This window comes from Rhodococcus sp. WWJCD1, assembly GCF_002258735.1.
GTDB lineage: Bacteria > Actinomycetota > Actinomycetes > Mycobacteriales > Mycobacteriaceae > Rhodococcoides.
Window position 1 is genome coordinate 21,089 of the sequence record NZ_NOXY01000005.1, and the last position, 22,764, is coordinate 43,852.

A 22,764-nucleotide genomic window follows, 5' to 3' on the forward strand; every position below is an offset into this window, starting at 1 on the left:
TGGTCGTGAATTCGACCTTCGGCTTCGCATCGTGTTCGTGCCGCGGGACCTCACGGCGTTGCGAGCAACTTACTGCGGAACAGGTCGAGTACCTGGTCCAAAGCCTGCCGGGTCGGCTGACCCGGCTCGTCGATGAGTCCTTCCGTCACGACGGAGTGTGGCGGCCCGAAGGCTTCCGGGTTGAACGCAGAATCGGGCAATTCCACCGACACGAATGCGTCGCCGAGTTGTTCCCTCAGAAACTCGAACCGTGCAGGGGGACACATCTTGTCGCCCTGAAACCGCATACCGAGGACAGTGAGATCTCCCGCAGCACAACGGCTCTTCACCTTCGAAAGGTCGCCGGCATTGATGTCGATGGAACGACTGCGTGACTTCGATGCCGCGAACGGAAGGGACGGTTGCGACAGCACCGGCGCGATCAATCGATCGTCGGCGGCCATCGCGAGGGCGAACCCGCCGGTGAAGCACATTCCGATGGCACCGACACCTGGTCCGCCGCACCGCTCGTGTTCCTCGGCCGCCAGAGCACGCAGCCACACCACGATCCGCGACGACTTGCCGGTGGCCAAGATGGTGAATTCTCGGCTGATGCACGCCGGCACCATGGCACGGGACATGGTGGCAGCGGTACCGAGCAGTCCGAGGGGTGCGGTCAGCGGGTCCTTCCCGTCGACGCCGAACAGGTGCGGCACGATCGCGGTGCATCCGATTCCGGCGACGGTGCGCGCGAAGTCCGCAACCTTCGGCGTGATGCCCGGCATTTCGGACATCACGATGACCGCCGGCCCGGTGCCGATGCGATAGACCGGTGCCGTGCGCCCGTCTGCGGTGAACTCGGTTCGTTCGAAATCGGCCAACGCGTCGTCGGTCATGGGAGTACGTCCTTCGGAGAGGGGTACACGCGGCTGCGGTGTCGAAGACGAGCATAGAGCGATGGCGCAATTTGTCCGGAAGACCAGCGACTACCGCGTGTACTCCCGCAGCAGGCGATCGCCGCGGCACCGAACGGCGGTACGCTCTCGAGCAGCATCCGCCGGCGAGGGAGTCTGTCATGCGCATCGGAACGCATCGGTTCGGTCTCGGAATTGTCGTGTCCGTCATTGTCGCGCTGGCGATCCCCTCCCATGCAACAGCGTCGCCCATCGAGTACGTCAACCTCGGCGACAGCTTCGGTGCAGGCAACGGCGTGCTGCCGCTGGCACCGAACACGCCACTGAGGTGCCTCCAGTCGGAACAGAACTTTGCTCATCTCGTCGCGCGCGAGCAGGGCTCCAGCCTCACCGATGTCAGCTGCGGCGGTGCTGCCACCGACGACTTCTATGCCCCTCAATTCGAGGGCACACGACCGCAATTCGATGCATTGTCGCCATCGTCCGATGTGGTGACCTTGATGATCGGTGGCAACGACAACAGCGTGTTCTCGGGAGCGATCGCAGCATGCGTGAGTGCACTCGCAACCCACGCCGGTGCATTCGATCCGTGCACGCAGCAGAACGGAAGTAGCTTCGACGACAAGATTCTCGACAGCACCCTGCCGGCCGTCCGACAAGCACTGCGCGACATACATACTCGCGCGCCCGAGGCGAAGGTGATCATCATCGGCTATCCATGGCTCATCCCCGCAGCGAGCACGTGCGAACCGTCGGTCCCCGTCGCGCTCGGCGACGTTCCGTATCTGCGCAACCTCCAGGCCACGCTGAACGATGCCATCCGCGAGGCAGCGGCCGACACCGACACGACCTTCGTGGACATGTCCGTGGCGTCGGAGGGGCACGACTCCTGCCAGCCCGTCGGAGTGCGGTGGGTGGAACCACTGCTGTTCGCGGATCAGTTCGTGCCGCTGCACCCCAATGCCCTCGGTGAGGCCGCGATTGCAGCAGAAGTCACGGACGCGCTGGCCGGGTGATCACGAGGAGGTCGAGTCCGCGATGATCGTTGCGCCCAGCACGACGAACAACGTTGCGCCTGCCGCTACTCCGACCAAACTCGAGGCAGGCGCGCCCGCGCGACGGCCGAGCACACTTGCTGCGACGTCGAGGACATCGATTGCGATCCCGGCCTCCACGGCCGCTTTGCGAACGTCCGCGGATGGGTGGTGCAGCGCCATTCCCAGCGCGAGATCGCGGACTCCGAAGAGGCGCGTCACAACCCCCGCACTTCCGACTTGACGCATGGGTCCGAGACCGAAGGCACGCCACGAATGTGCGGGACTCACCCACGAGACCAGTCCGGCGGTCGATCGCAGAACCGACAGTGCGAGCAAGGGAGTCGAACGTGTACGCATAGCGTCTCCTTCGAGTTGTAGTGGTCACTACAACAAAAGCTACCTGTAGTGACCACTACAATCAAGGTGTGGTCAAGAGACATTCACGCGAAGAGATGCTGTCCGTGGCACTGGACGCCGCCCTGGAAGGCGGCCTGAGCCGCTTGACCTTCGGCAGACTCGCGTCTCGTTTGAAGATCAGTGATCGCATGGTCGTCTACTACTTCCCGACGAAGGACGACCTCGTCACGTCTGTTCTGTCAGTGGTCGGAGATCGATTGCAACATCTGTTGGCCGCGGCGTTCTCGACGCCCATGAACGACCACCGCTCACTGGTTGCGACGGCGTGGCCGGTTGTGGCACAGCCGGAGTGCGATCCGCTGTTCGGGCTCTACTTCGAGGCGATCGGCCAAGCAACAGCAGGACTCGAGCCCTACAAGTCCGTGGCCTCGCACTTGGTCGAGGGCTGGATCGAATGGCTCGGAGGCTTCGTCGTCGGTGATCAGGACTACCGACGCAGGGAAGCTGCCGCAGCTGTGGCTGTGCTCGACGGCCTTCTGCTCATGCGTCTACTCGGAGGCAGTGACCTCGCCGACTCGGCATCGACGTCACTGCTCGATCACCGATAGATCCGCTGGGGCAGAGCGGGTTCAGGACGCCGCTAATTCTGGGAGTGGCGTCTGGAACGACCACAGATGACCCTCGGGATCGCGAACGCTGTATTCACGAACGCCGTAGGGCATGTCGGTGGGCGGGTAGTCGATGGCTGCTCCGGTTGCCGCCACGCGAGCGTGATGGGCATCGACGTCGTCGACGAGGATCGCAAGCGACGCGGTGACCGCGCCGGTGGTCAGCGGCGACACCATACGATGTTCGGGGGCCTCGCGGTGCAACCAGACAACACCGTCACCGGCGTGAACCTCGCCGTGGACGGCTCGGTCGCCGTCGTATTCGATCTGTCCGGGAGCCAGTCCCAGCACGTCGACGAGGTAGGAATGGGCTGCTGCGATGTCGCGGTAGACCAGCAAAGTGGTGCGGCGAGTGACCGCAGGCTCTTCGGTCGACAGGCCGGAGAGCAGGTCCAGCAGGGCGTCGTCGCTCGGGCGATCACCATGAAGAAGTCGGTCCTCCACGGCCCGAACACGCTCTCGCACACGAGCGAGGTCGGCCATTCGTCGATCCAGGTCGGCCAGATGATCCCGCGTCAGGTGCTGGAGGTCCACGGCCTCCGGATCGACGTCCGCAAGCGGAGTGCCCAGTTCTCGGAGCAGGCGAATCCGGTACAGCCGGTCGAGATCTCCGCCGTCGTACCGACGCCTACCCCCTCCGTCCCGGTCCGGAGCGAGCAGGCCCAACTCTTCGTAATAGCGCAGGGTCCGCTCGGTGACGCCGGTCCGACGGGCGACGTCACCGATACCCCAGGTGGCCGAATCACTGCTGTTCATGTAGGCAACGGTAGAACCTCACGCCACGTCAGGAGCAAACTCCGGTCGGGACGGGTCATACGTCTTCGAGTCGAATTCCCTTGGTTTCCTTCATGAAGAAGCAGGCGACGCCGGTCAGAGCGGCCAGGAACATGATGTACACGCCGAACACCCAGCCCAGATCGAACCCGAGGAACAGCTGGTTGAGATACGGCGCGGTTCCGCCGAACACCGCCACCGAGAACGAGTAGGCGAATCCGATTGCCTGCGTGCGGAGTCGGGTGGGAAAGCTCTCCGACAGTGTCGACGACAGAATCGAGGCCGGGACGGCGATGACGAGCAGGGCCACCGTCGACGGGAGCAGCAATGTCCACCACTGCGTCGAGATCAGCATCGTCAGCGGGATCTGCAGCAGGAACATCAGCACGGCGAAGGCGGCCAACATCGGCCGTCGACCGATCGAATCCGAGAGACGACCGAAGAACGGTAGGGACACCAGCGCTATCAACTGCGCGATGACGAGCATCCAGTACGCGGTGTCGGGATTCATCCCACGCTGTGTGATGGCGAATGTCGAGACGTACGAGGTCCAGGTGTAGTGCGCCGCCGTGATTCCCGACGTCATTCCGATCATCAGCACGACCGCCTTCACGACGGTCTTGCGTGCGATCGGTGCTTGTTCGACCTTGTTCTGCTCCGAGTCGAACACCTCGCTCTCGTCCATGTTCTTGCGCAGGTAGAGAGCGAACAGCGCCAGGAGTGCGCCCAGCAGGAAGGGGATGCGCCAACCCCATTGCCCGACAGCAGAATCCGACAGTGTGGAGGTGATGACGCCACCCACTGTGTATGCCAGAGCCGATCCACCGAAGATCGCGACGAACGCGACACTGCCCCACATGCCACGTCGGTTCGGCGGCGCGATCTCGCCGACGTAGGAATACGCCGTCGCCGACTCGCCACCATGCGCGAAACCCTGCATGACGCGTGCGAGCAACAGCAGTACCGACGCCCAGGCCCCGATCGCACCGTAGGTGGGCATGATGCCGATCAGCAGGCTGCCGGTCGCCATCATGAGCATCGTGGTGACGAGGACGAACTTACGGCCCTTCTTGTCCGCGATCCGTCCGAACACGATGCCGCCGAGAGGCCGCATCAGGAATCCGACCGCGAAGACCGCCAGCGTGGACAGCAATGCGGAGACCGGATCGGACTGGCTGAACATCGCTGCCGCGATGAATGGTGCGAACACTGCGTAGGCGCTCCACTCGTACCATTCGAGTACGTTGCCTATCGTGCTGGCGAACAGCGATTTCTTGCGTGAGGAGATATCGGGCGTCGAGCGGGTGTCCGGTGATGATCCGACGGTCATGGAGTGTCGCTTTCGATCGAATGAAGCTCGACAGGAACAGGTTTGAGTGCTGCACGTCGAATCTTCCCGGTCTGAGTCTTGGGAAGTTCGTCGATGATGTGAATGGCTTTAGGACGCTTGTACGCGGCCAACCGATCGCGCGCGAAATCGACCAGCGCATCCGGTGTCACCGAGGTTCCGTGTCGCAGAGATACGTAGGCCACCACCGATTCGCCTTGGTAGGCGTCGGGTCTGCCCACCACGGCGGCCTCGAATACTGCAGGATGTTCGTAGAGGGTGTCCTCGACTTCCCGGGGCCAGACCTTGTATCCCGACACGTTGATCTGGTCCTTGAGTCGGTCGACGAGATACACCCATCCGTCGTCGTCGATGATCGCCACGTCTCCCGTGCGAAGACGACCTTCGGGCATCGTCGACGCGGTCGCAGCGGGATTTCTCCAGTAACCGGAGACCACCTGGGGACCCGAGATCACCAGCTCCCCAGCAACTCCCGGATCCGTCGGCTGCCCTGCGGGGTCCACCGTTCGTAAGGTCACACGGGGTAGCGCCAGCCCGACGGACAACGACCCACTCGCGGGATCGACCGGCGCACGCACGCCGGGCGGAACGGCGATGACGCCCGCCGTGGTTTCGGTCATGCCGTATGCGTTGTGTATGTAGCAGCCGAACGCGGACTCGAATGCGGTCACCGTCGCGGGCGGAATCGGCGCACCGCCGGAGTACAACGCCTTCACCGACTCGAAATGAGCTCGCGTCACCCCCGCGGTCTCGGAGATCGCGTTGAACACCGTGATGGACCCGATGGTGTAGGTGACACGATGCTCGACGAAGGCGTCGAGAGTGACTGCTGCGTCGAAACGATGCGCGAACACGAGCACGCAGTCGCGAATCAGGGCCACCGCGGCGTCGAGCATTGCGCCGGTGATGTGAAACAGCGGCGCGACTGCGAACACGACGTCACCGTCGACGAGACCGGCCCGTTCCCCGAAATCGAGAGCAGTGGCGAATGCGTTCGCGTGCGAGATCTGCGCGCCCTTCGGCGGACCCGTGGTTCCCGACGTGTACGCCAGAAGTGCGAGATCGTCTGGCTTCGGATCGAACTCGGGGATGGATCGGCCACGGTAGACGTCGATCAGACCCATCAGATCCTCGTCGGGCCGAGGTGTCACGCGTGACCTCGACGAAAAGACTCGTGGGTCGTTGCGTGTCTGCACATCGAGTCCGCTTGTGCTCACGATCGATCGAATCGAACTGCCGCGCAACGTCGCCCCCACAGCATCGAGGTCGCGTTCGTCGCACACGAGTGCGATCGGTTCCGCATCGTCGATCAAGGTACGCAGTTCACGGTTGCGGTACATCGGGTTGAGGATCAACGCGACCGCCCCGATCTTCCACAGTGCGAGAAACGTCAAGGCGTACTGCGGAATGTTCTGCAGATAGATGCCGACGCGATCACCCTGCGACACGCCTCGCTCGATCATGGCCGCGGCAAGCGCATCGGATGCCTCGTCCACCTCGCGGACAGTGAGCACGGCGTCGAAGTACGCCAGTGCCGGCCGGTCCGGGGTGTCGGAGACTCGGTTACGCCAGGCGTCGAGAACAGTTGCAGGCCCGGTCGCTCCGTCGAGGGTCATGGACGGCCCTTTCGCTCGAGCAGAATTTCGGCCCGAATGGACCGACCGAACACTCGCTCGGTCTGCGTTTCAACAGTGTTGCGGATCACAAGTTTTGTGTCAACCCGGTGCATAGGGGTCGGCCCCAGCCGAGTCGACCTCTACGGTAAGCGCATGACCGCGACCCACATCTGGCGAACCTACGAGGGCTCGAACCTCTCCCCAGCTTTGGCGTCGGCGCTGAACATGTTCGTCGAGCAGGGGTACCACGGCACGTCGGTGCGGCAGATCGCCGCAGGTGCCGGCCTGTCGGTTCCCGGCCTCTACCACCACTTTCCATCGAAGCAGGCCTTGCTGGTCGGCATCATGGATGCGTCGATGGACGAACTGCTGGATCGCACCCGATCGGCCGAGGACGGGGCGGGTCCGTCGCCCAGCGACCGATTCGACGCAGTCGTGGAGTCCCTGCTGTTGTTCCACATTCACCGGCGCGACGCCGCCTTCGTCTGCTCGACGGAAATCCGCAGTCTCGACTCGGCGAATCGCACCGCGTACATCGCCAAGCGGGACGAAGAGCAACGGCTGCTCGACGCGATCGTTGCCGAAGGAGTCGAATCCGGGGTCTTCGACACCCCGCACCCGGCGGATGCCAGCCGAGCCGTCACCACCATGTGCGTCGGCCTCGCCACCTGGTATCGCCCCGACGGACCGATGACGCCAGGCGAATTGGTCGCCGTGTATCTCGACATCGCCCGACGGACGGTCGGTGCCGCGACCGCGATACCCGAGTAGCGGCGCGGGCCGGGTCCCTTGACCCGGAGGGGCAGTTGTGCCAACCTTCGAGGAACCGAGCGAGTGTTCGGTCGGTACTGGACAAGGAGCGCATGGTGGCCATCGATCTGACGTACGACCCGGACATCGAGAAGCTGATCGACCGGACTCGCGCCTTCACTCGAGACCACGTGCTTCCCATCGAGGACCGGTTTCTGGGCAACATCACCGATGCGGGCGGCGACCGACTTCGCGTCGAGATGCAGGTGGCCGCGAAGGACGCGGGCGTGTTCGCACCACATGCGCCCGTCGAATACGGCGGCCACGGGCTGTCGATGAGTGACCGCGCCCCGGTGTTCGAGGAAGCCGGCTATTCACTGTTCGGCCCCATCGCCCTGAACCTCGGTGCGCCCGACGAGGGCAATGTCCACATGCTGGCGCACATCGCGTCGGCGGCACAGAAAGAGCAATTTCTCGCTCCCCTCGCGCACGGAGACGTGCGCTCGGCTTTCGCAATGACCGAACCTGCCCCGGGTGCCGGTTCAGATCCCTCGGCGTTGACCACCGCGGCCGAAAGGGTCGAGGGTGGATGGAAGATCAACGGGCACAAGTGGTTCATCACCGGTGCCGACGGTGCGGGGTTCTTCATCATCATGGCCCGAACATCGGGTGAGCCGGGCGATCGAGGCGGAGCCACGATGTTCCTGGCCCCCGCCGACACTGCGGGCATCACGGTCGGCCGACATATCGGCACTTTGGACAAGGCCATGATCGGCGGACACTGCGAGGTGTTCTTCGAGAACGTATTCGTGCCCGACGAGAACGTGCTCGGGGCCGTCGACGAGGGATTCGCCTATGCCCAGGTGCGTTTGGGACCGGCCCGCATGACCCATGTGATGCGCTGGCTCGGAGCCTCGAGGCGAGCTCACGACATCGCCGTCGCCCAGGTGGCCCAGCGCGAAGGGTTCGGCGGGAAGCTCGGCGATCTCGGCATGGTGCAGAAGATGGTCGCGGACAACGAAATCGACATCGCGGCCACTCGCGCACTGTTGATCAAGGCGTGCTTCGAGCTGGACCGGGGTGGACACGCGAGCAACGAGACATCCATCGCCAAGACGTTCGCCGCCGAGGCGATCTTCCGCATCGTCGACCGAAGCATCCAGATGTGCGGAGGTCTCGGCGTTTCGGACGATCTTCCGCTGGCGCGGCTCTCCCGCGAAGTGCGGCCGTTCCGCGTGTACGACGGACCGTCCGAGGTACACCGCTGGGCCATCGCCAAGCGGACGATCGGTGCCGCCAAGCGCGCCGCGCGGGAGGCACAGTCGTGAGCGATCTGCAGGGAATGAATCGCGATGCGCTGGAACGGTTCCTGCAGAACAACGGTATCGAGCTCGATGGCACGTTGTCGGTCGAGATGATCAGCGGTGGTCGCTCCAACCTCACCTACAAGGCATACGACGACACCTCGACATGGGTCGTTCGTCGACCGCCCACCAGTGGGCTCACCCCCTCTGCACACGACATGGCCCGCGAGTGGGCCGTCACCGAGGCACTTGCATCCACCGATGTCCCCGTCGCCCGGACAGTGGCCTTCGATCGAGACGGTTCGGTTCTCGGCGCTCCGATGACCGTCGTGGATTTCGTACCCGGCCGAGTGGTCCGCACGCGTGAGGATCTTTCCGACCTCACCGACACGCAGGTCACCGAGAACGCCGCCGAGCTCGTCCGGGTACTCGCCAGGCTGCATGCCGTCGACCCCGCTGCTGTGGGCCTCGGAGCGTTCGGCCGACCCGACGGTTTCGTCTCCCGCCAGGTCGCGACGTGGGCTCGGCAGTGGCACAGCGTCAAGACCCGAGATCTACCCGATGTCGACCGACTTCACCGTGCACTCGAGGCTGCGATACCGACGCACTCGGCGTCATCCATCGTCCACGGAGACTATCGCGTCGACAACACCATTCTCGATGCCGACAACGTCGGTTCTGTTGCCGCCGTGGTCGACTGGGAGATGTCCACCCTCGGCGATCCCCTCACCGACGTCGCACTGATGTGCATCTACCGTCAACCCGTGTTCGATGCGGTCCTGGGCGCGGACGCGGCATGGACGAGCGATCGATATCCCTCGGCCGACGACCTCGCACACCAGTACGCAGTGGAATCCGGTCGTGAACTGCACAATTGGGGCTTCTACCTCGCCCTGGCCAATTTCAAGCTCGGAGTGATCGGTGAGGGCATCACTCACCGCGCGCTGTCGGGTTCCGATACCGGAGCCGGTGCCCGTAACGCCGCAGACGCCACCGGGGAGTTCATCGCAGCCGGGCTCAGAGCACTATCGGGTACCACCGACTGACACGGACGCCCTCGTCAGGCAGGCTCTCTCATCACGCCGACATGGCGCACGGTTCCCGATAGGCCCGGGAGTTCCGTCGGTTCGGACCAGACGTTCATACCGTCCGAACTGTCGGAGTAGAAGTACTTCCGGTTGGTGTAGTCGTCGTAGTAGAGCCGCCAGGTGCCGTCCGGCAACTCGATGACGGCGGGGCCTTCCTTCAAAGGACCGAAGTCGCGGAACGGAGCGGGCGTATAGGGCCCGATCAACGACGGCGCGGTCCAATGCTCGATCACCTTGCGGGTCTCGTTCTTCGTGAACGCGTGATAGGTCGATCCGGACTTCACGACCGTGGTATCGATGTGGTCGGCGTCGATCCCGACGAAAGGAACCGGGAAGCTCCACATTCTCAGGCCCGGATCCATCGCGGTCATCAGATACGGCACGAATCCACCACCGGTCGAGAGCGACACGATGATGCTGACGCGGTCACCGTCGACGAACCATTCGGGTGCCCAAGCCTTCGTGGTGAACGGCGACAGGGACGGACCGTCCGAGAAGCCGGCCGAGCCGGTGAAGCCGGGCGGGCTCGCCGATCCGGTTCCGGCGCCGGTACCGGGCAGGAAGGCGCAGCAGAACGGAATCGGGAAATTCTGCAGGAACGTCCAGTCGACGCGGTCGCTGCTGCGAGCGAAGCCGATGTTGGCTCCGCCGCCCGTCGTGTAGGTCGCGTAGTACATACCGTCGGTGTGCCGAAAGATGCTCGAGTCTCGCACCACGCCGGACGGCGGCTGGTACGCCGAGGTCTGCAACGCGGTGAAGTCGGTGCCGTCGCTGGATTGGTAGACGTCCATGTTGCGATCACTGTCGTTGCTGAACGCCACCATCGTGTAGCGCCACTCGGAAGGCGCGGCGGCACCGGTCCCCGCGGAGGCGAACAACAGGCCGGCTACAGCGAGGACCACCATCGACATCGCGAGCATGCACTTTCGAGCGGTCGGTATCACCGAAGCAGTATCTACGACCCATACGCCTCGTGCGTAACTTTGGCAGCACGCACGAGAAATCGTTACCGATTCTGTTACGGATGCGAAAGATACTGCGTTGCGGGCTTGGCTTGGTACATCTCGTGGTCGGCGTCGTCGAGAATGTCGAGTGCACTTCGGGTGTCATCGCTGTCGACGGTGACACCACCGATGCTCGCCGTCACCGTCAACACCCGTCCCGCCGTCGTGATGGGAGAGGCGAGCTCGGCGCGCACATCATCGGCCTCGGTGCCCGCCCGATGTGGAACCACTGCCACGAACTCGTCGCCACCGATTCGTCCGACGAAGGCGTCGGCCGGGAGCGCTCTGGTCAGACGCGCGGCAACCACTCCGAGCACAGCGTCGCCGACAGTGTGTCCGTGCAGGTCGTTGATCGTCTTGAAGTTGTCGAGGTCGATGAACAGCACCGCCATGGCGTCGTCGCGGGCCGGCCGCGCCAGTTCCTCGTCGAGGCGCGCCAGGATCAGCGGCCTGTTCGGCAGGCCGGTCAGATCGTCGTGAGTCGCGGCATGTTCGAGCTTTATGTTCATCCGGTAGGCGTCGGTGATGTCGACGAACGTGGCGACTACGGAGGGGGACGGGCTGCCCGACGTCAGCATCGTCGCCGTCAACGACAGCCAGAAGTTCCGGCCGTCTCGTCGACGCTCGATGCCGATCACCGCCTGGCTGGGCGCGCCGGTCTTTCTCGTAGCGGCGACCGGGTGCTCGAACGGGTGAATCGGTCCCTCGTCGGTTCCGTACACGCGGAAGGGGAGGTACGCCCCCTGCCCTGTCTCGGTCCCCACCTGAATGTCCAGGATCGTCTTCGCCGCGAGGTTCGCCGACTCGATGCGGCCGGTGTGATCGAGCACGACGACCCCTGCCTCGAGCGATTCCACCACGGCGGTGAAGTGGTCCTCGGCCCGTCGCACCGCACTTCGGTCGGCGCACACCAACACCCAGCCATCGGGCATCTGAGCCGCGGACACCACTACCGCCAGCGCGGTGCCGTCCGCACGACGATGCGACTCGCACAGTTGTCCACCGGCCCGCAGAATCGAGGCCGGATCGCACGGAACGCCGACCGCGTACGAGACGCTGCGACCGAGAACGTCGGCCGAACACCGTCCGTACACCGACTCGGCTGCGGGGTTCCAACTCGACACCAGACCATCGGACGACACTCCGACGATGGCATCGCTGACGTGCTCGACCAAGGCGGCTTGATACCGCAACGCCTTCTGTGCCGCCTTGTGCTCGGTGAGATCTCGCAGAATGACCTGAAACGCCGGCTCGCCGTTCCACACCGTACGCACGGACACTGCTTCCATGGTCAGTGTCGTCCCGTCGAGTGCAAGCACCGTCGCTTCGGACGCAGCGCTGGCCGTGCCGTGAATGCCGAGAGCGGCGATGCGCTCGAACATGGGCCCGATCGACTCGGCAGCAATGAAGTCTTCGATCGGCCGTCCGATGACCTCTTCGGCGCTTTCGGCGCGTAGGTATCGCATTCCGGCAGGGTTCAGATAGACGAGTGTCCCACGTCGGTGAACACCGATCGCGTCCGGTGAATGCTCGACGAGAACCCGGTAGCGGTCTGCCAATCCAGGCGACGCGGGACTTGGTTCAGGGTCGCCGACGCTCTCGCGCTCCCCTGGGGCCATGCTCGGTCCTCGCGTTCGTAGACAGACGGTCAACACCCGATTGAACCACCAGAACGGAGATCGGTGGAGTTCGATGCCCGATTTACAACGAACATCCGATTCTCGACTGGACCCAATGCCGGTTTCACGGGCTAAATCGAGGCGTGAGCCGAATCCGGCTTGCATACCTCGGAAAGAAACGGATATCGACGATGAGCACTCAGGGCATCGGCATCACGGGGATCGACATCAGCGGGATCGGCGCAGTGTCCGGCTACGGCTGGGGCACCGACGCCCTGTGGCACGGCCTGTCCACGGGCAAGGCGGCAGCCACCCTGCACCACGATCGCACCCGACGCGGCAGAAATCCGGTGTGGCTGGCAAAAGTCCCCGACGGCGGAGACCACGGCGACGGCACCAGCCGGTTCGGTCGGGCGCTTCGCGGGGCCGCACGGGAGGCCATCGACGACGCGATGAAGCGCGGTTGGCATCCGGGGCGACGTGTCGGTCTGATCCATGCCGTCGTCCTCGGTGAAGTGGACGAGTGGCGAAACTTCTACCTGGAGGACGGTGGTGAGCGCCGAGTACGTGACTATTTGACCTTGATGCCGTCGACGCCGGTGTCGCTCTTGATGCAGGAATACGGTTTTCACGGCCCGGCCATGAATGTCTCGGCCATGTGCGCATCGGGCAACGCCGGCCTGCTGACTGCCAAGATGTGGCTCGATACCGACTTCGTCGACGACGTCGTGTTCGTCGCCACCGATCTGTCGCTGACGCCGGAGAACATCGATCATTTCGTCAAGCTCGGCGTCGGCGTCGTCGACGTGGAGCCCCAGGAGGGCTGCCGGCCGTTCCAGGAGGGCAGTCGCGGATTCGGAATGGGCGAAGCGGCAACGGCTTTCGTACTGTCCAATCGAAGCTCTGCCTCGTACGCTCGGGTGTTGGGCGGCTCCATGACGCACGACGCGTTCCACGCCACCTCGATCGACCCGGCCCTCACCCAGGTACGAGGATGCTTCGAGCAGGCCTTGGCCGATGCCGGCGTCACACCACGCCAGGTGCGTTACCTCAATGCCCACGGCCCCGGCACCGCGCAATGCGACGCAGCGGAGACGGAGATGTTGGAGACGGTGCTCGAGTCACACGCACAGGTGTATTCGGTGAAACCGTTGACCGGACACTGCCAGGGTGCGGCCTCGGCAATCGAAACAGTCTCTGCGGTCATGGGATTCGAACGTGGAATCGTGCCCGCAGCACCTCAGGTCTCCGATGCCCATCCCCTGCTGCTCGACGGATTCACCACGGCAGAAAGCGGATTGACGGTGAAGTCGTCACTGGGAATGGGCGGACACAACTCGGTGGTGGTGCTTGCTCCGGCGTGACGTGCCTTCCTCAGACCTCGGTGGCAGCTCCGCAGATTCCGCACTCCTCGAATTCGACTCGCTTCCAGCGTGCAATCGGAACGAAGAACAGCGTGAATTGCTGATACTGCTTCATCCGCACCCACTGCGTGGTGTTGTGGCACCGCGGGCAGTTTCGCGTTGCGCCAGGGCCGACGTGTTTGCGCTTGCTGCCGAAACCGAAGAGTAGGAACATCACCCCAGCATAGGTGGCCGAACGACTGCCGAACTCGATGCAGCACACGTTCGAGCCACCCTCGCATTCTCGCGATGGTGGCTCGAACGACTGCCGGGGTCGGACGCTGTCAGCCGGCGATCATGCCGTGCGGGTCGATGACGAATTTCTGTGCAACGCCACTGTCGAATTCGCGGTAGCCGCGCGGTGCATCGTCGAGCGTGATGACCGTGGCATTCACGGCCTTGGCAATCGAAACCCGTTCCTTGAGAATCGCATTCATCAACTCTCGGTGGTAGCTCATCACCGGGCACTGCCCGGTGGCGAACGACAGCGACTTGGCCCAACCGGTACCGAGGCTGAGCGAGAGAGCGCCACGCTGCGCAGCCTCGTCCACACCGCCCGGATCGCCGGTGACGTACAGCCCGGGGATCCCGATGCCGCCACCCGCCGTGGTGATCTCCATGAGCGAGTTGAGCACCGTCGCCGGTGCCTCGTGAGACGAATCTCCACCGTGACCGCGAGCCTCGAAGCCCACTGCATCCACCGCGGCGTCGACCTCGGGGACGCCGAGAATCTGTTCGATCTGATCCTGCGGTGCACCCTTGCCGACGTCGACGGTCTCACAGCCGAAGGTTCGCGCCTGGGCCAACCTGTCGGCGTTCATGTCGCCGACTATCACCACCGACGCTCCCAACAGTTGCGCACCGACCGCAGCAGCGAGGCCGACCGGACCCGCACCCGCGATGTAGACCGTCGCACCGGGTTTCACTCCTGCGGTGACCGCTCCGTGGAATCCGGTGGGAAAGATATCGGACAGCATCGTCAGGTCCAGGATCTTCTCCAGCGCCTGGTCCCGGTCGGGAAACTTCAACAGGTTGAAGTCCGCATACGGTGCCATGACGTACTCGGCCTGGCCCCCGACCCAACCGCCCATGTCGACGTACCCGAACGCCGACCCGGGTCGATCGGGGTTCACGTTGAGGCAGATGCCGGTCTTGCGTTCCTTGCAGTTTCGACACCGTCCACACGCGATGTTAAACGGTACCGAGCAGATGTCTCCGACCTTCAGGAATTCGACGTCACGACCCACCTCGACGATTTCGCCGGTGATCTCGTGGCCCAGCACGAGCCCCTCGGGTGCGGTCGTGCGCCCGCGCACCATGTGCTGGTCGCTGCCACAGATGTTGGTCGAGACGACCTTGAGGATCACACCGTGTTCGCATTTTCGACCGACATTGGCGGGGTTCACTCCGGGTCCGTCGGTCAACTCCAACCCGGGAAACGCGATGTCGTGGACCTCCACCTTCCCCGGGCCGGCGTATGTCACTGCGCGGTTGTCTGCCATGAGTTCTCCTCTTCGATGAGTGAGCTGGGTGACCGGCAGGCCGAGATCATCGACTCGATCTGCGCCTGTGGCCCGCGTCACACCAGTATGCACAGTTCTTCATGTGTTCGCGGACACCGAACTCGCAGTGGAGGTGAGCGACCCGAGATCGACGCCCCGTCCCCCAATCGATCGACCATCACATACCGAGCACTTGACTCAGCCCGATGTTAGCGCTCACACTGTGTTGCACACGTCACAGTCGGTGGCACAGTGAAGGAGATTTGCATGCCGGTGGACCAGTACACGGTGGGCATCGACTACGGCACCCTCTCCGGCCGTGCCGTCGTCGTCCGCGTCTCGGACGGTGCCGAAATAGCATCTGCCGTACACGAATACCGACATGCCGTGCTCGAGGAAACTCTGCCCGGCAGTACAGTCCGACTGCCCGACGCCTGGGCCCTGCAGGTACCCGACGACTATCGCGACGTCCTACGCCATGCGGTACCCGCAGCGATCGCGGCCGCCGGAATCGCGCCGGAGCAGGTGGTGGGCATCGGTACCGACTTCACCGCATGCACCATGGTGCCCACCTATGCGGACGGCACCCCGCTGAGCGAAGACCCTCGATTCGCCGATCGACCACACGCATACGTCAAACTGTGGAAACACCATGCAGCGCAGGGACAAGCCGATCGCATCAACGAACTGGCCGCCCGACGCGGCGAGAGCTGGCTCCCCCGCTACGGCGGCTTGATCTCCTCGGAATGGGAATTCGCCAAAGCGCTGCAGATCCACGAGGAAGACGCCGAGATCTACGAGGCCATGGACCGGTGGGTCGAGGCGGCCGACTGGATCGTCTGGCAGCTGTGCGGAAACTACGTACGCAACGCATGCACCGCGGGCTACAAGGGCATCTACCAGGACGGGAAATATCCTTCGGTCGATTTCCTGACCGAACTCGCGCCCGGCTTCGCCGGATTCGTCGCCGACAAACTCGATCAGCCTCTGGGTGAACTTGGCTCGCGGGCAGGCACGTTGACCGCCGAAGCTGCGGTATGGACGGGACTGCCCGAGGGAATCGCCGTCGCGGTCGGCAACGTGGATGCTCACGTCACGGCACCGGCCGCGGGCGCAGTCGAGTCGGGTCGCATGGTCGCCATCATGGGAACGTCCACCTGCCACGTGATGAATTCGACCGTGTTGAACGACGTCCCCGGGATGTGCGGCGTCGTCGACGGCGGCATCGTGGCCGGCTCCTACGGGTACGAGGCGGGCCAGAGTGGCGTCGGTGACATCTTCGGATGGTTCACGCGCACTTCGGTTCCCTCGTCGTACTCCGAAGCAGCGGCGGCCGCCGGGGAGTCGGTGCACGAATACCTGACGCGGCTCGCGTCTGCCCAAGAAGTGGGCGAGCACGGCCTGGTCGCGCTCGACTGGCACAGCGGCAACCGGTCGGTGCTGGTGGACCACGAACTCTCCGGACTCGTCATCGGAACCACACTGGCCACGCGTCCCGAGGACACCTATCGCGCACTGCTGGAGGCCACCGCATTCGGAACCCGCGTCATCGTCGAGACGTTTCGCGACAGCGGCGTTCCTGTCGAGGAATTCGTCGTGGCCGGGGGTCTGGCTCGCAACCCACTGCTGATGCAGATCTACGCGAATGTACTGCGAATGCCATTGTCCGTCATCACTTCCGCGCAAGGGCCCGCACTCGGCTCCGCCATCCATGCCGCCGTGGCCGCCGGTTGCTACCCAGACGTGCCGGTGGCGTCGAAATCGATGGGGAAGGTTCGCCGCGGTGCCTTCGTACCGGACGAGTCCCGATCGAAGGCCTACGACTCGCTGTACGAGATCTATCTGGAACTACACGATCGCTTCGGTCGGGACGTACCGACGATGCGCCGGCTGCGATCACTCCGACGCGCCGCCCTGACCAGGAAGTTGGAATCGAAATGACGGTTGTCGACGATGTTCGCGAAGTCGTCGAGGAGATCCGCAAGGACGTGTGCACATTGCACGCCGAACTGATGCGCTACGGATTGGTCGTGTGGACGGCAGGCAACGTGTCCGCGCGCGTACCCGGGCGAGATCTCATGGTCATCAAACCCAGCGGCGTCGCCTACGACGACCTGACACCGGGCAACATGGTGGTCTGCGATCTGCACGGTCGAGTGGTCGAAGGTGAGCATGCGCCGTCCTCGGACACCGAGGCACAGGCGTACGTCTATCGGCACCTCGACCACATCAACGGTGTGGTGCACACTCATTCGCCTTATGCGGTCGCGTGGGCTGCTCGAGGAGAACCCATCCCGGTCGTCACCACGATGTGCGCGGACGAATTCGGCGGAGACATTCCCGTGGGTCCTTTTGCCGTCATCGGCGACGACTCGATCGGCCGCGGCATCGTCGACACCCTGGCCGGCAGTCGGTCTCCCGCCGTCCTGATGCAGAACCACGGAGTGTTCGCAGTGGGACCCAACGCTCGATCCGCGGTGAAGGCGGCGGTCATGTGCGAGGACGTCGCACGGTCCGTACATCTGTCTTACCAACTGGGACAACCACTTCGCATTCCGAGCTCCTCGGTCGACGCACTGTACGACCGATACCAGAACGTCTACGGCCAGCGCTGACCGGCGCCACACACTCTTTCCACGGAAGGTACATTCTCCATGTCCGAAGTATGGTTTCTCACCGGCAGCCAAGCCCTCTACGGTCCCGAGACGCTCGAGCAGGTAGCGGTCCAATCACGTGAGATCGCAGACAAACTCGACGACGCACTACCGGTGTCGGTCGTCTGGAAGCCGGTACTGCTCGACGCCTCGTCCATCCTGCGCTGCATGCGCGAGGCCAACGCCTCCGACGACTGCATCGGCGTTGTCACTTGGATGCACACCTTCTCCCCCGCCAAGATGTGGATCGCCGGCCTCGATGCCCTGGACGTCCCACTGCTGCACCTGCACACCCAAGCCGGAATGTCGTTGCCGTGGTCCACGATCGACATGGAGTTCATGAACCTGAACCAGGCTGCACACGGCGATCGCGAGTTCGGGCACATCGAATCCAGGGTCGGTGTACTGCGGACCACCGTCGCAGGCCATGTCGACAATCCGACGGTACGGACGCGGGCGGAGCAGTGGGCACGTGCGGCCCTCGGGCGGGCCGAGCTGCGGTCGCTACGGCTGGCTCGTTTCGGCGACAACATGCGCGACGTCGCCGTCACCGAGGGCGACAAGGTCGAGGCACAGCTACGCTTCGGCGTTTCCGTGAACACCTATGGCGTCAACGATCTCGTGGACGTGGTCGACGGTGTCAGCGAGGCGGCAGTCTCGGAACTCGTCGATGAGTATCGGTCGCTGTACGACATTGCCCCCAGTCTGGACAAGGACGGGGACCGTCACGACTCCCTTCGATACGGTGCACGCGTCGAAGCCGGAATGCGGCAGTTCCTGACCGACGGCGGATTCAAGGCCTTCACCACCAACTTCGAGGATCTCGGTGGGCTTCGTCAGTTGCCGGGACTCGCAGTGCAACGGCTGATGGCCGACGGTTACGGCTTCGGCGGCGAGGGCGACTGGAAGACGTCGATGTTGTTGCGCGGCATGAAGGTGATGGCCGAGGGACTGGACGGTGGCACGTCCTTCATGGAGGACTACACCTACCACCTGGTGCCCGGAGAAGAGAAGATCCTCGGCGCACACATGCTGGAGGTGTGCCCATCGATCACGACGTCGCGACCCACACTGGAAATCCATCCGCTGTCGATCGGCGGACGTGAGGATCCGGTGCGGTTGCGATTCACCGCCGATCCAGGACACGGCGTCGTCGTCGGGCTGTCCGACGTCGGTGAGCGATTCCGATTGACGGCCAACGTGATCGACGTGGTCGAACCCGACGAGGCACTGCCGAAGCTGCCGGTGGCGTGTGCAGTGTGGGAACCGCAGCCGTCACTGTCGGTGTCGGCAGAATCGTGGTTGACAGCCGGCGCGCCCCACCACACTGTCCTGAGCACGGCCATCGGTCTGCCTGTGCTGGAGGCGTTCTCGGACATGATCGGGGTCGAGCTGCTCGCGATCGACTCCACCACCACCACACGCGGATTCCAGCAGACCTTGCGTTGGAACGCGGCGTACCACCGACTCGCAGCGAGGTTGTGACCGCAGCCCATCCAATTTCGAAGGCGCCACGTCAGACGTCGTCTACCTGATCGAACGACCGAACCACCGTCGGACGCGAGTATGGAGCGGGCATTCAGCTGAAAAGCTAATCCATACCGTACCGAACTGTATTGTCACTCCCGTCTGCATCAGGGAGGACGGAACCGATGGTGAAACGACAGTGGCAGCCGAGCAGGCGACGGCTCCTCGGTAGCGCAGCAGCCGTGGTGGCAGGGACCGTAAGCGGTGCATGGCTTTCGCGTGCGAGCGCCGACCCGACGGCTCCGTTCTTCCCGTCGCGCGCGCACGACCAACCGACGATCCCTGGAATCTCGGTGTTCTCGTACAAGTCTCCGAACTTGACCAAGTTCATCGACCCACTGACGATCCTGCCGCGCCGCCGCCTGGGCGGGGACATCGTCGCCGGACTGCACCAGCACCGGTTTCACCGTGACCTACCGGAAGTTGCGAGCTGGGGATTCGACGGCGTCACTCATCTGGGTCCGATTCTGGAAGTTCGGCGCGGTGAGATCATCTCCACGCGGTTCGTCAACGACCTGCGCTCGCACGTGCTCGCGGCCGACGTCGACACCACTTTGCACGGTGCCCTCGAAATCGACCGCACGGAGCCACCATTGGCTGTCCATCTTCACGGAGCGCCCAACCGCCCCGAGTTCGACGGCTATCCGACGTCTGCCGTTCGACCCGGCCAGAGCGTCGAGATGACCTTCGGGAACGATCTCGACGCAACTACGCTGTGGTACCACGACCACTCGATGGGAACGAGTCGTCTGTCGATCTATTCCGGGCTGGCCGCAACCTATTTCGTTCGTGACGACTGGGATACCGGTGAGGCAGACAATCCACTCGGGCTCCCGTCGGGGACTCGTGAGATTCCGTTGATGTTGTGCGACAAACTGTTCTACGACGACGGGCGGTTGCGCTACGACAACACCCCGACCGTGCAGCAGGGTCACTGGGCGGGCGGACTGTGCGGGGACGTGATGGTGGTCAACGGTAAGGCGTGGCCCTATCTCGACGTCGATCGAGGCGTGTATCGCTTTCGGTTGATCAGTTCGAGCCAACTCAACGACTACCGATTGGCACTGTCGAACGGCGAGCCGTTCTGGGTGATCGGTAGCGATGGTGGACTTCTGGACGCCCCGGTCATGGTTGGCGAACTGGACATCGCGCCCGCCGAACGCTACGACATTCTGATCGACTTCTCCCGTGCCGAGCCAGGAACCGCCATCGATCTGGTCAACACGATGCAGATATCGATCGCGGGACAGGCCAACGGCGCCATGGCGATCCGCGACGTGATGCGCTTCGTCGTCGGCGAGAGCCAGGCACCGGTGCGGACCGTCCCCCACACGCTGAGGCGCTCGGCCACTGCTGTTCCGGGGACACCACAATCTGTCCGTACAGCGACGCTGTCTGTCAACGCCAACACCGAGAACCCCACGTTTCTCGGTGTCCTCGGTATGAGTCTGAACAACATGCGATTCGATCAGTCCGATTTCGACATGCCGGTGCAGGGAACCACCGAGCAGTGGGATTTCGTGAACGCGGACGCCACCTTTCAGGTTCATTCGATGCACGTTCACCTGGTGCAGTTCAAGGTCCTCGGCCGCCAGGACTTCGACAAAGTGCGCTACCTGGCCGAGAACCCACCGCCGCTACTGGGTACTCGCTGGACACCGTCGGCCGACGAGTACACCACGAACAGCCCGGAACCGCCCGCGCCGTACGAATCCGGATGGAAAGACACTGTCCGATGCCCACCGAACCAGATCACTCGAATTCTGGTCCGATGGCCGACAGCCGATGAACTCGGATTCGATCCTGACGCGGAGTTCACCGGCCCCGACGGCGCCGCCGCGCAGGGGTACGTGTGGCACTGCCATCTGACCGATCACGAGGACAACGAGATGATGCAACGACTGAGGGTCGTGTCGGCCGAGGGCGCTGCCCCCTCCTCAGTCACGCACGGTGCCGGCGGACACCACCATTGACCTGCTCTCCACCGAGATCTGTTCGAGCGCTCGCCAACTCACCGAGAATATCGTCGGTGTGTTGACCGAGTTCAGGTCCTACGTTGCGGATCGACACCGATCGCTCGCCGATTACCGGTACGATGCCGGGAAACCCCACCGAGACCGGGTCAGGACCACCTGTATCGACAGGGAACTGCTGAATCATGTTGCGAGAGAGCATCTGCTCGTCCGTACAGATATCGGCCGCTGTATTGATCGGACCGCTCGGCACCTCCGCTGCGTCGAGCACTGCGAGCGCCTCGGCACGAGTCGCCGTGGCAGCCCACGCACCGATCGCCTCATCGAGTTCGTCTCGACGTTTCCACCTGCCCGCACCACCGGACAGTTCGGGATCGGTAGCCAAGTCGGGACGCCCGATCGCCAGCATGTAGCGAACGAAGATGGCGTCTCCGTTGCCTGCCACAACGATCGACAACCCATCCGAGCACGTGTAAGCGTTGGACGGCGCTATCCCTTCCATCCGCCCGCCGAGACGTTGCCGCTCGACACCGTACGCCAGGTAGTCGGGAATCAGTGACTCGAGCACCGAGAACATGGATTCGCTCAGCGCAACATCGATCACCCGAGACGACAGCGGCAGCGGACCTTCTTCGATGGTCCGAGAACGATTGTGCAGCAACGCCATCACTGCTCCGAATCCTGCATACAATGCGGCTACCGTGTCGCCTATGGACACTCCGACCCGAACGGGCGGCCGGTCGGGATCGCCGACCAACTCCCGAAATCCGCTGTACGCTTCGGCAACTGCAGCAAATCCCGGCCGTTTCGACAGCGGCCCGGTTTGCCCGAACGCCGAAATGCGCACGAGGACGACGTTCGGATTGGCGGCATCGAGGGCGTCCGGCCCGATGCCCCACTTCTCCAGTGTTCCAGGGCGGAAGTTCTCGACCACCACGTCGCACGTCGCCGCCAAGTCGAGGACGGACCGTCGACCCTCTTCGGTCTTGAGATCGAGCACGATCGACTTCTTGTTGCGGTTGAGCGTTCTGAACAACATGGAGGTCGTCCCTGAATACAGGCGCCACGAACGGGTCTCGTCGCCCGTGTCCGGGCGCTCCACCTTGATCACTTCGGCACCGAAATCCGCGAGCAGGCGTGCAGCGGTGGGCCCGGCGATGTAGTTCCCCAGTTCCAGTACGCGAAACCCGCTCAGCGGCAGTGCATTCGAGTCAGCAGATGGGTCTTCTCCGAGCACAGCAGCCTCC

20 protein-coding genes are annotated in these 22,764 nt (G+C 63.7%); 10 read left to right on the plus strand and 10 right to left on the minus strand.

All coding sequences use genetic code 11. From position 1 onward, the window contains the following. Positions 1-50: 50 nt before the first annotated feature. Positions 51-875 (minus strand): dienelactone hydrolase family protein, encoded by an 825-nt coding sequence (locus tag CH286_RS01800; protein ID WP_037155570.1) that lies wholly within the window; start codon positions 873-875, stop codon positions 51-53. Between the two features lie 179 nt (positions 876-1,054). Between CH286_RS01800 and CH286_RS01805 the strand changes: the two genes are divergently transcribed. Then, positions 1,055-1,909 carry an SGNH/GDSL hydrolase family protein gene (locus CH286_RS01805; protein ID WP_094608166.1) on the plus strand — a complete coding sequence of 285 codons (855 nt, stop codon included), beginning with the start codon at positions 1,055-1,057 and terminating at the stop codon, positions 1,907-1,909. Here the strand turns inward: CH286_RS01805 and CH286_RS01810 are convergent, their stop codons facing one another. Next, positions 1,910-2,287 (minus strand): hypothetical protein, encoded by a 378-nt coding sequence (locus CH286_RS01810; protein ID WP_094608167.1) that lies wholly within the window; start codon positions 2,285-2,287, stop codon positions 1,910-1,912. A 68-nt stretch (positions 2,288-2,355) separates the two neighbouring features. Between CH286_RS01810 and CH286_RS01815 the strand changes: the two genes are divergently transcribed. Beyond that, entirely contained in the window at positions 2,356-2,895 is a 540-nt protein-coding gene (locus CH286_RS01815) for a TetR/AcrR family transcriptional regulator (protein ID WP_141215774.1), read from the plus strand. A gap of 21 nt (positions 2,896-2,916) precedes the next feature. On the opposite strand, the gene CH286_RS01820 is transcribed toward CH286_RS01815, so the two are convergent. The 3 genes from CH286_RS01820 to CH286_RS01830 are packed head-to-tail and all read right to left on the minus strand — an operon-like array spanning position 2,917 to position 6,693. Continuing rightward, entirely contained in the window at positions 2,917-3,711 is a 795-nt protein-coding gene (locus CH286_RS01820; protein ID WP_094608169.1) for a MerR family transcriptional regulator, read from the minus strand. A gap of 55 nt (positions 3,712-3,766) precedes the next feature. Then, a complete protein-coding gene (locus CH286_RS01825) occupies positions 3,767-5,059 on the minus strand; it encodes an MFS transporter (RefSeq protein WP_052058825.1) in 1,293 nt (430 codons plus the stop codon). Further along, positions 5,056-6,693, minus strand: a complete 1,638-nt coding sequence (locus CH286_RS01830) for a class I adenylate-forming enzyme family protein (protein WP_094608170.1) — start codon at positions 6,691-6,693, stop codon at positions 5,056-5,058. The genes CH286_RS01825 and CH286_RS01830 overlap by 4 nt, the downstream gene beginning before the upstream one ends. A 153-nt stretch (positions 6,694-6,846) precedes the next feature. Between CH286_RS01830 and CH286_RS01835 the strand changes: the two genes are divergently transcribed. The 3 genes from CH286_RS01835 to CH286_RS01845 all read left to right on the plus strand — a co-directional run bounded on the left by CH286_RS01835 (position 6,847) and on the right by CH286_RS01845 (position 9,793). Next, a complete protein-coding gene (locus tag CH286_RS01835) occupies positions 6,847-7,464 on the plus strand; it encodes a TetR/AcrR family transcriptional regulator (RefSeq protein ID WP_032404129.1) in 618 nt (205 codons plus the stop codon). 95 nt (positions 7,465-7,559) lie between these two features. Then, a complete protein-coding gene (locus CH286_RS01840; protein WP_037156167.1) occupies positions 7,560-8,771 on the plus strand; it encodes an acyl-CoA dehydrogenase family protein in 1,212 nt (403 codons plus the stop codon). Continuing rightward, positions 8,768-9,793, plus strand: a complete 1,026-nt coding sequence (locus CH286_RS01845) for a phosphotransferase family protein (RefSeq protein ID WP_037155563.1) — start codon at positions 8,768-8,770, stop codon at positions 9,791-9,793. The genes CH286_RS01840 and CH286_RS01845 overlap by 4 nt, the downstream gene beginning before the upstream one ends. 14 nt (positions 9,794-9,807) lie before the next feature. On the opposite strand, the gene CH286_RS01850 is transcribed toward CH286_RS01845, so the two are convergent. Together CH286_RS01850 and CH286_RS01855 are read right to left on the minus strand one after the other, a co-directional pair. Further along, the gene (locus CH286_RS01850) at positions 9,808-10,740 is read right to left on the minus strand and encodes an arabinofuranosidase (RefSeq protein ID WP_094608358.1); all 933 of its coding nucleotides are present in this window, start codon (positions 10,738-10,740) and stop codon (positions 9,808-9,810) included. Positions 10,741-10,853: 113 nt separating this feature from the next. Continuing rightward, positions 10,854-12,458, minus strand: coding sequence for a diguanylate cyclase domain-containing protein (locus tag CH286_RS01855; protein WP_176458102.1), 1,605 nt, complete (start codon positions 12,456-12,458; stop codon positions 10,854-10,856). Between the two features lie 191 nt (positions 12,459-12,649). Between CH286_RS01855 and CH286_RS01860 the strand changes: the two genes are divergently transcribed. Next, positions 12,650-13,822, plus strand: a complete 1,173-nt coding sequence (locus CH286_RS01860; RefSeq protein ID WP_094608172.1) for a beta-ketoacyl synthase N-terminal-like domain-containing protein — start codon at positions 12,650-12,652, stop codon at positions 13,820-13,822. 10 nt (positions 13,823-13,832) lie between these two features. Here the strand turns inward: CH286_RS01860 and CH286_RS01865 are convergent, their stop codons facing one another. Both CH286_RS01865 and fdhA read right to left on the minus strand, forming a co-directional pair. Next, entirely contained in the window at positions 13,833-14,036 is a 204-nt protein-coding gene (locus CH286_RS01865; RefSeq protein WP_032404133.1) for a zinc-ribbon domain-containing protein, read from the minus strand. A gap of 109 nt (positions 14,037-14,145) precedes the next feature. Then, entirely contained in the window at positions 14,146-15,363 is a 1,218-nt protein-coding gene (fdhA, locus tag CH286_RS01870; protein WP_032404829.1) for a formaldehyde dehydrogenase, glutathione-independent, read from the minus strand. A 267-nt stretch (positions 15,364-15,630) separates the two neighbouring features. Between fdhA and araB the strand changes: the two genes are divergently transcribed. From araB to CH286_RS01890, 4 genes are all read left to right on the plus strand, one after another. Beyond that, on the plus strand, positions 15,631-17,304 hold the full coding sequence (araB, locus tag CH286_RS01875; protein WP_094608173.1) for a ribulokinase: 1,674 nt from the start codon (positions 15,631-15,633) through the stop codon (positions 17,302-17,304). Then, the gene (locus tag CH286_RS01880) at positions 17,301-17,978 is read left to right on the plus strand and encodes an L-ribulose-5-phosphate 4-epimerase (protein ID WP_037155560.1); all 678 of its coding nucleotides are present in this window, start codon (positions 17,301-17,303) and stop codon (positions 17,976-17,978) included. Before araB ends, CH286_RS01880 begins: the two co-directional genes overlap by 4 nt. 39 nt (positions 17,979-18,017) lie before the next feature. After that, on the plus strand, positions 18,018-19,502 hold the full coding sequence (gene araA, locus CH286_RS01885; RefSeq protein WP_032404136.1) for an L-arabinose isomerase: 1,485 nt from the start codon (positions 18,018-18,020) through the stop codon (positions 19,500-19,502). A 167-nt stretch (positions 19,503-19,669) separates the two neighbouring features. Further along, the gene (locus CH286_RS01890) at positions 19,670-21,517 is read left to right on the plus strand and encodes a multicopper oxidase family protein (protein WP_094608174.1); all 1,848 of its coding nucleotides are present in this window, start codon (positions 19,670-19,672) and stop codon (positions 21,515-21,517) included. On the opposite strand, the gene CH286_RS01895 is transcribed toward CH286_RS01890, so the two are convergent. Next, a complete protein-coding gene (locus CH286_RS01895) occupies positions 21,486-22,754 on the minus strand; it encodes a CaiB/BaiF CoA transferase family protein (RefSeq protein ID WP_255182537.1) in 1,269 nt (422 codons plus the stop codon). The genes CH286_RS01890 and CH286_RS01895 overlap by 32 nt on opposite strands. Positions 22,755-22,764 lie beyond the last annotated feature (10 nt).

Excerpts from the sequence above, each read along its gene's own strand:
- CH286_RS01830 (WP_094608170.1), bottom strand. The coding sequence starts at position 6,693 with ATGACCCTCGACGGAGCGACCGGGCCTGCAACTGTTCTCGACGCCTGG.
- CH286_RS01855 (WP_176458102.1), bottom strand. The coding sequence starts at position 12,458 with ATGGCCCCAGGGGAGCGCGAGAGCGTCGGCGACCCTGAACCAAGTCCC.
- CH286_RS01800 (WP_037155570.1), bottom strand. The coding sequence starts at position 875 with ATGACCGACGACGCGTTGGCCGATTTCGAACGAACCGAGTTCACCGCA.
- araA (WP_032404136.1), top strand. The coding sequence starts at position 18,018 with ATGTCCGAAGTATGGTTTCTCACCGGCAGCCAAGCCCTCTACGGTCCC.
- CH286_RS01860 (WP_094608172.1), top strand. The coding sequence starts at position 12,650 with ATGAGCACTCAGGGCATCGGCATCACGGGGATCGACATCAGCGGGATC.
- CH286_RS01850 (WP_094608358.1), bottom strand. The coding sequence starts at position 10,740 with ATGGTGGTCCTCGCTGTAGCCGGCCTGTTGTTCGCCTCCGCGGGGACC.
- CH286_RS01835 (WP_032404129.1), top strand. The coding sequence starts at position 6,847 with ATGACCGCGACCCACATCTGGCGAACCTACGAGGGCTCGAACCTCTCC.
- CH286_RS01865 (WP_032404133.1), bottom strand. The coding sequence starts at position 14,036 with ATGTTCCTACTCTTCGGTTTCGGCAGCAAGCGCAAACACGTCGGCCCT.
- CH286_RS01880 (WP_037155560.1), top strand. The coding sequence starts at position 17,301 with ATGACGGTTGTCGACGATGTTCGCGAAGTCGTCGAGGAGATCCGCAAG.
- CH286_RS01805 (WP_094608166.1), top strand. The coding sequence starts at position 1,055 with ATGCGCATCGGAACGCATCGGTTCGGTCTCGGAATTGTCGTGTCCGTC.
- CH286_RS01810 (WP_094608167.1), bottom strand. The coding sequence starts at position 2,287 with ATGCGTACACGTTCGACTCCCTTGCTCGCACTGTCGGTTCTGCGATCG.
- fdhA (WP_032404829.1), bottom strand. The coding sequence starts at position 15,363 with ATGGCAGACAACCGCGCAGTGACATACGCCGGCCCGGGGAAGGTGGAG.
- CH286_RS01890 (WP_094608174.1), top strand. The coding sequence starts at position 19,670 with ATGGTGAAACGACAGTGGCAGCCGAGCAGGCGACGGCTCCTCGGTAGC.
- CH286_RS01820 (WP_094608169.1), bottom strand. The coding sequence starts at position 3,711 with ATGAACAGCAGTGATTCGGCCACCTGGGGTATCGGTGACGTCGCCCGT.
- araB (WP_094608173.1), top strand. The coding sequence starts at position 15,631 with ATGCCGGTGGACCAGTACACGGTGGGCATCGACTACGGCACCCTCTCC.
- CH286_RS01825 (WP_052058825.1), bottom strand. The coding sequence starts at position 5,059 with ATGACCGTCGGATCATCACCGGACACCCGCTCGACGCCCGATATCTCC.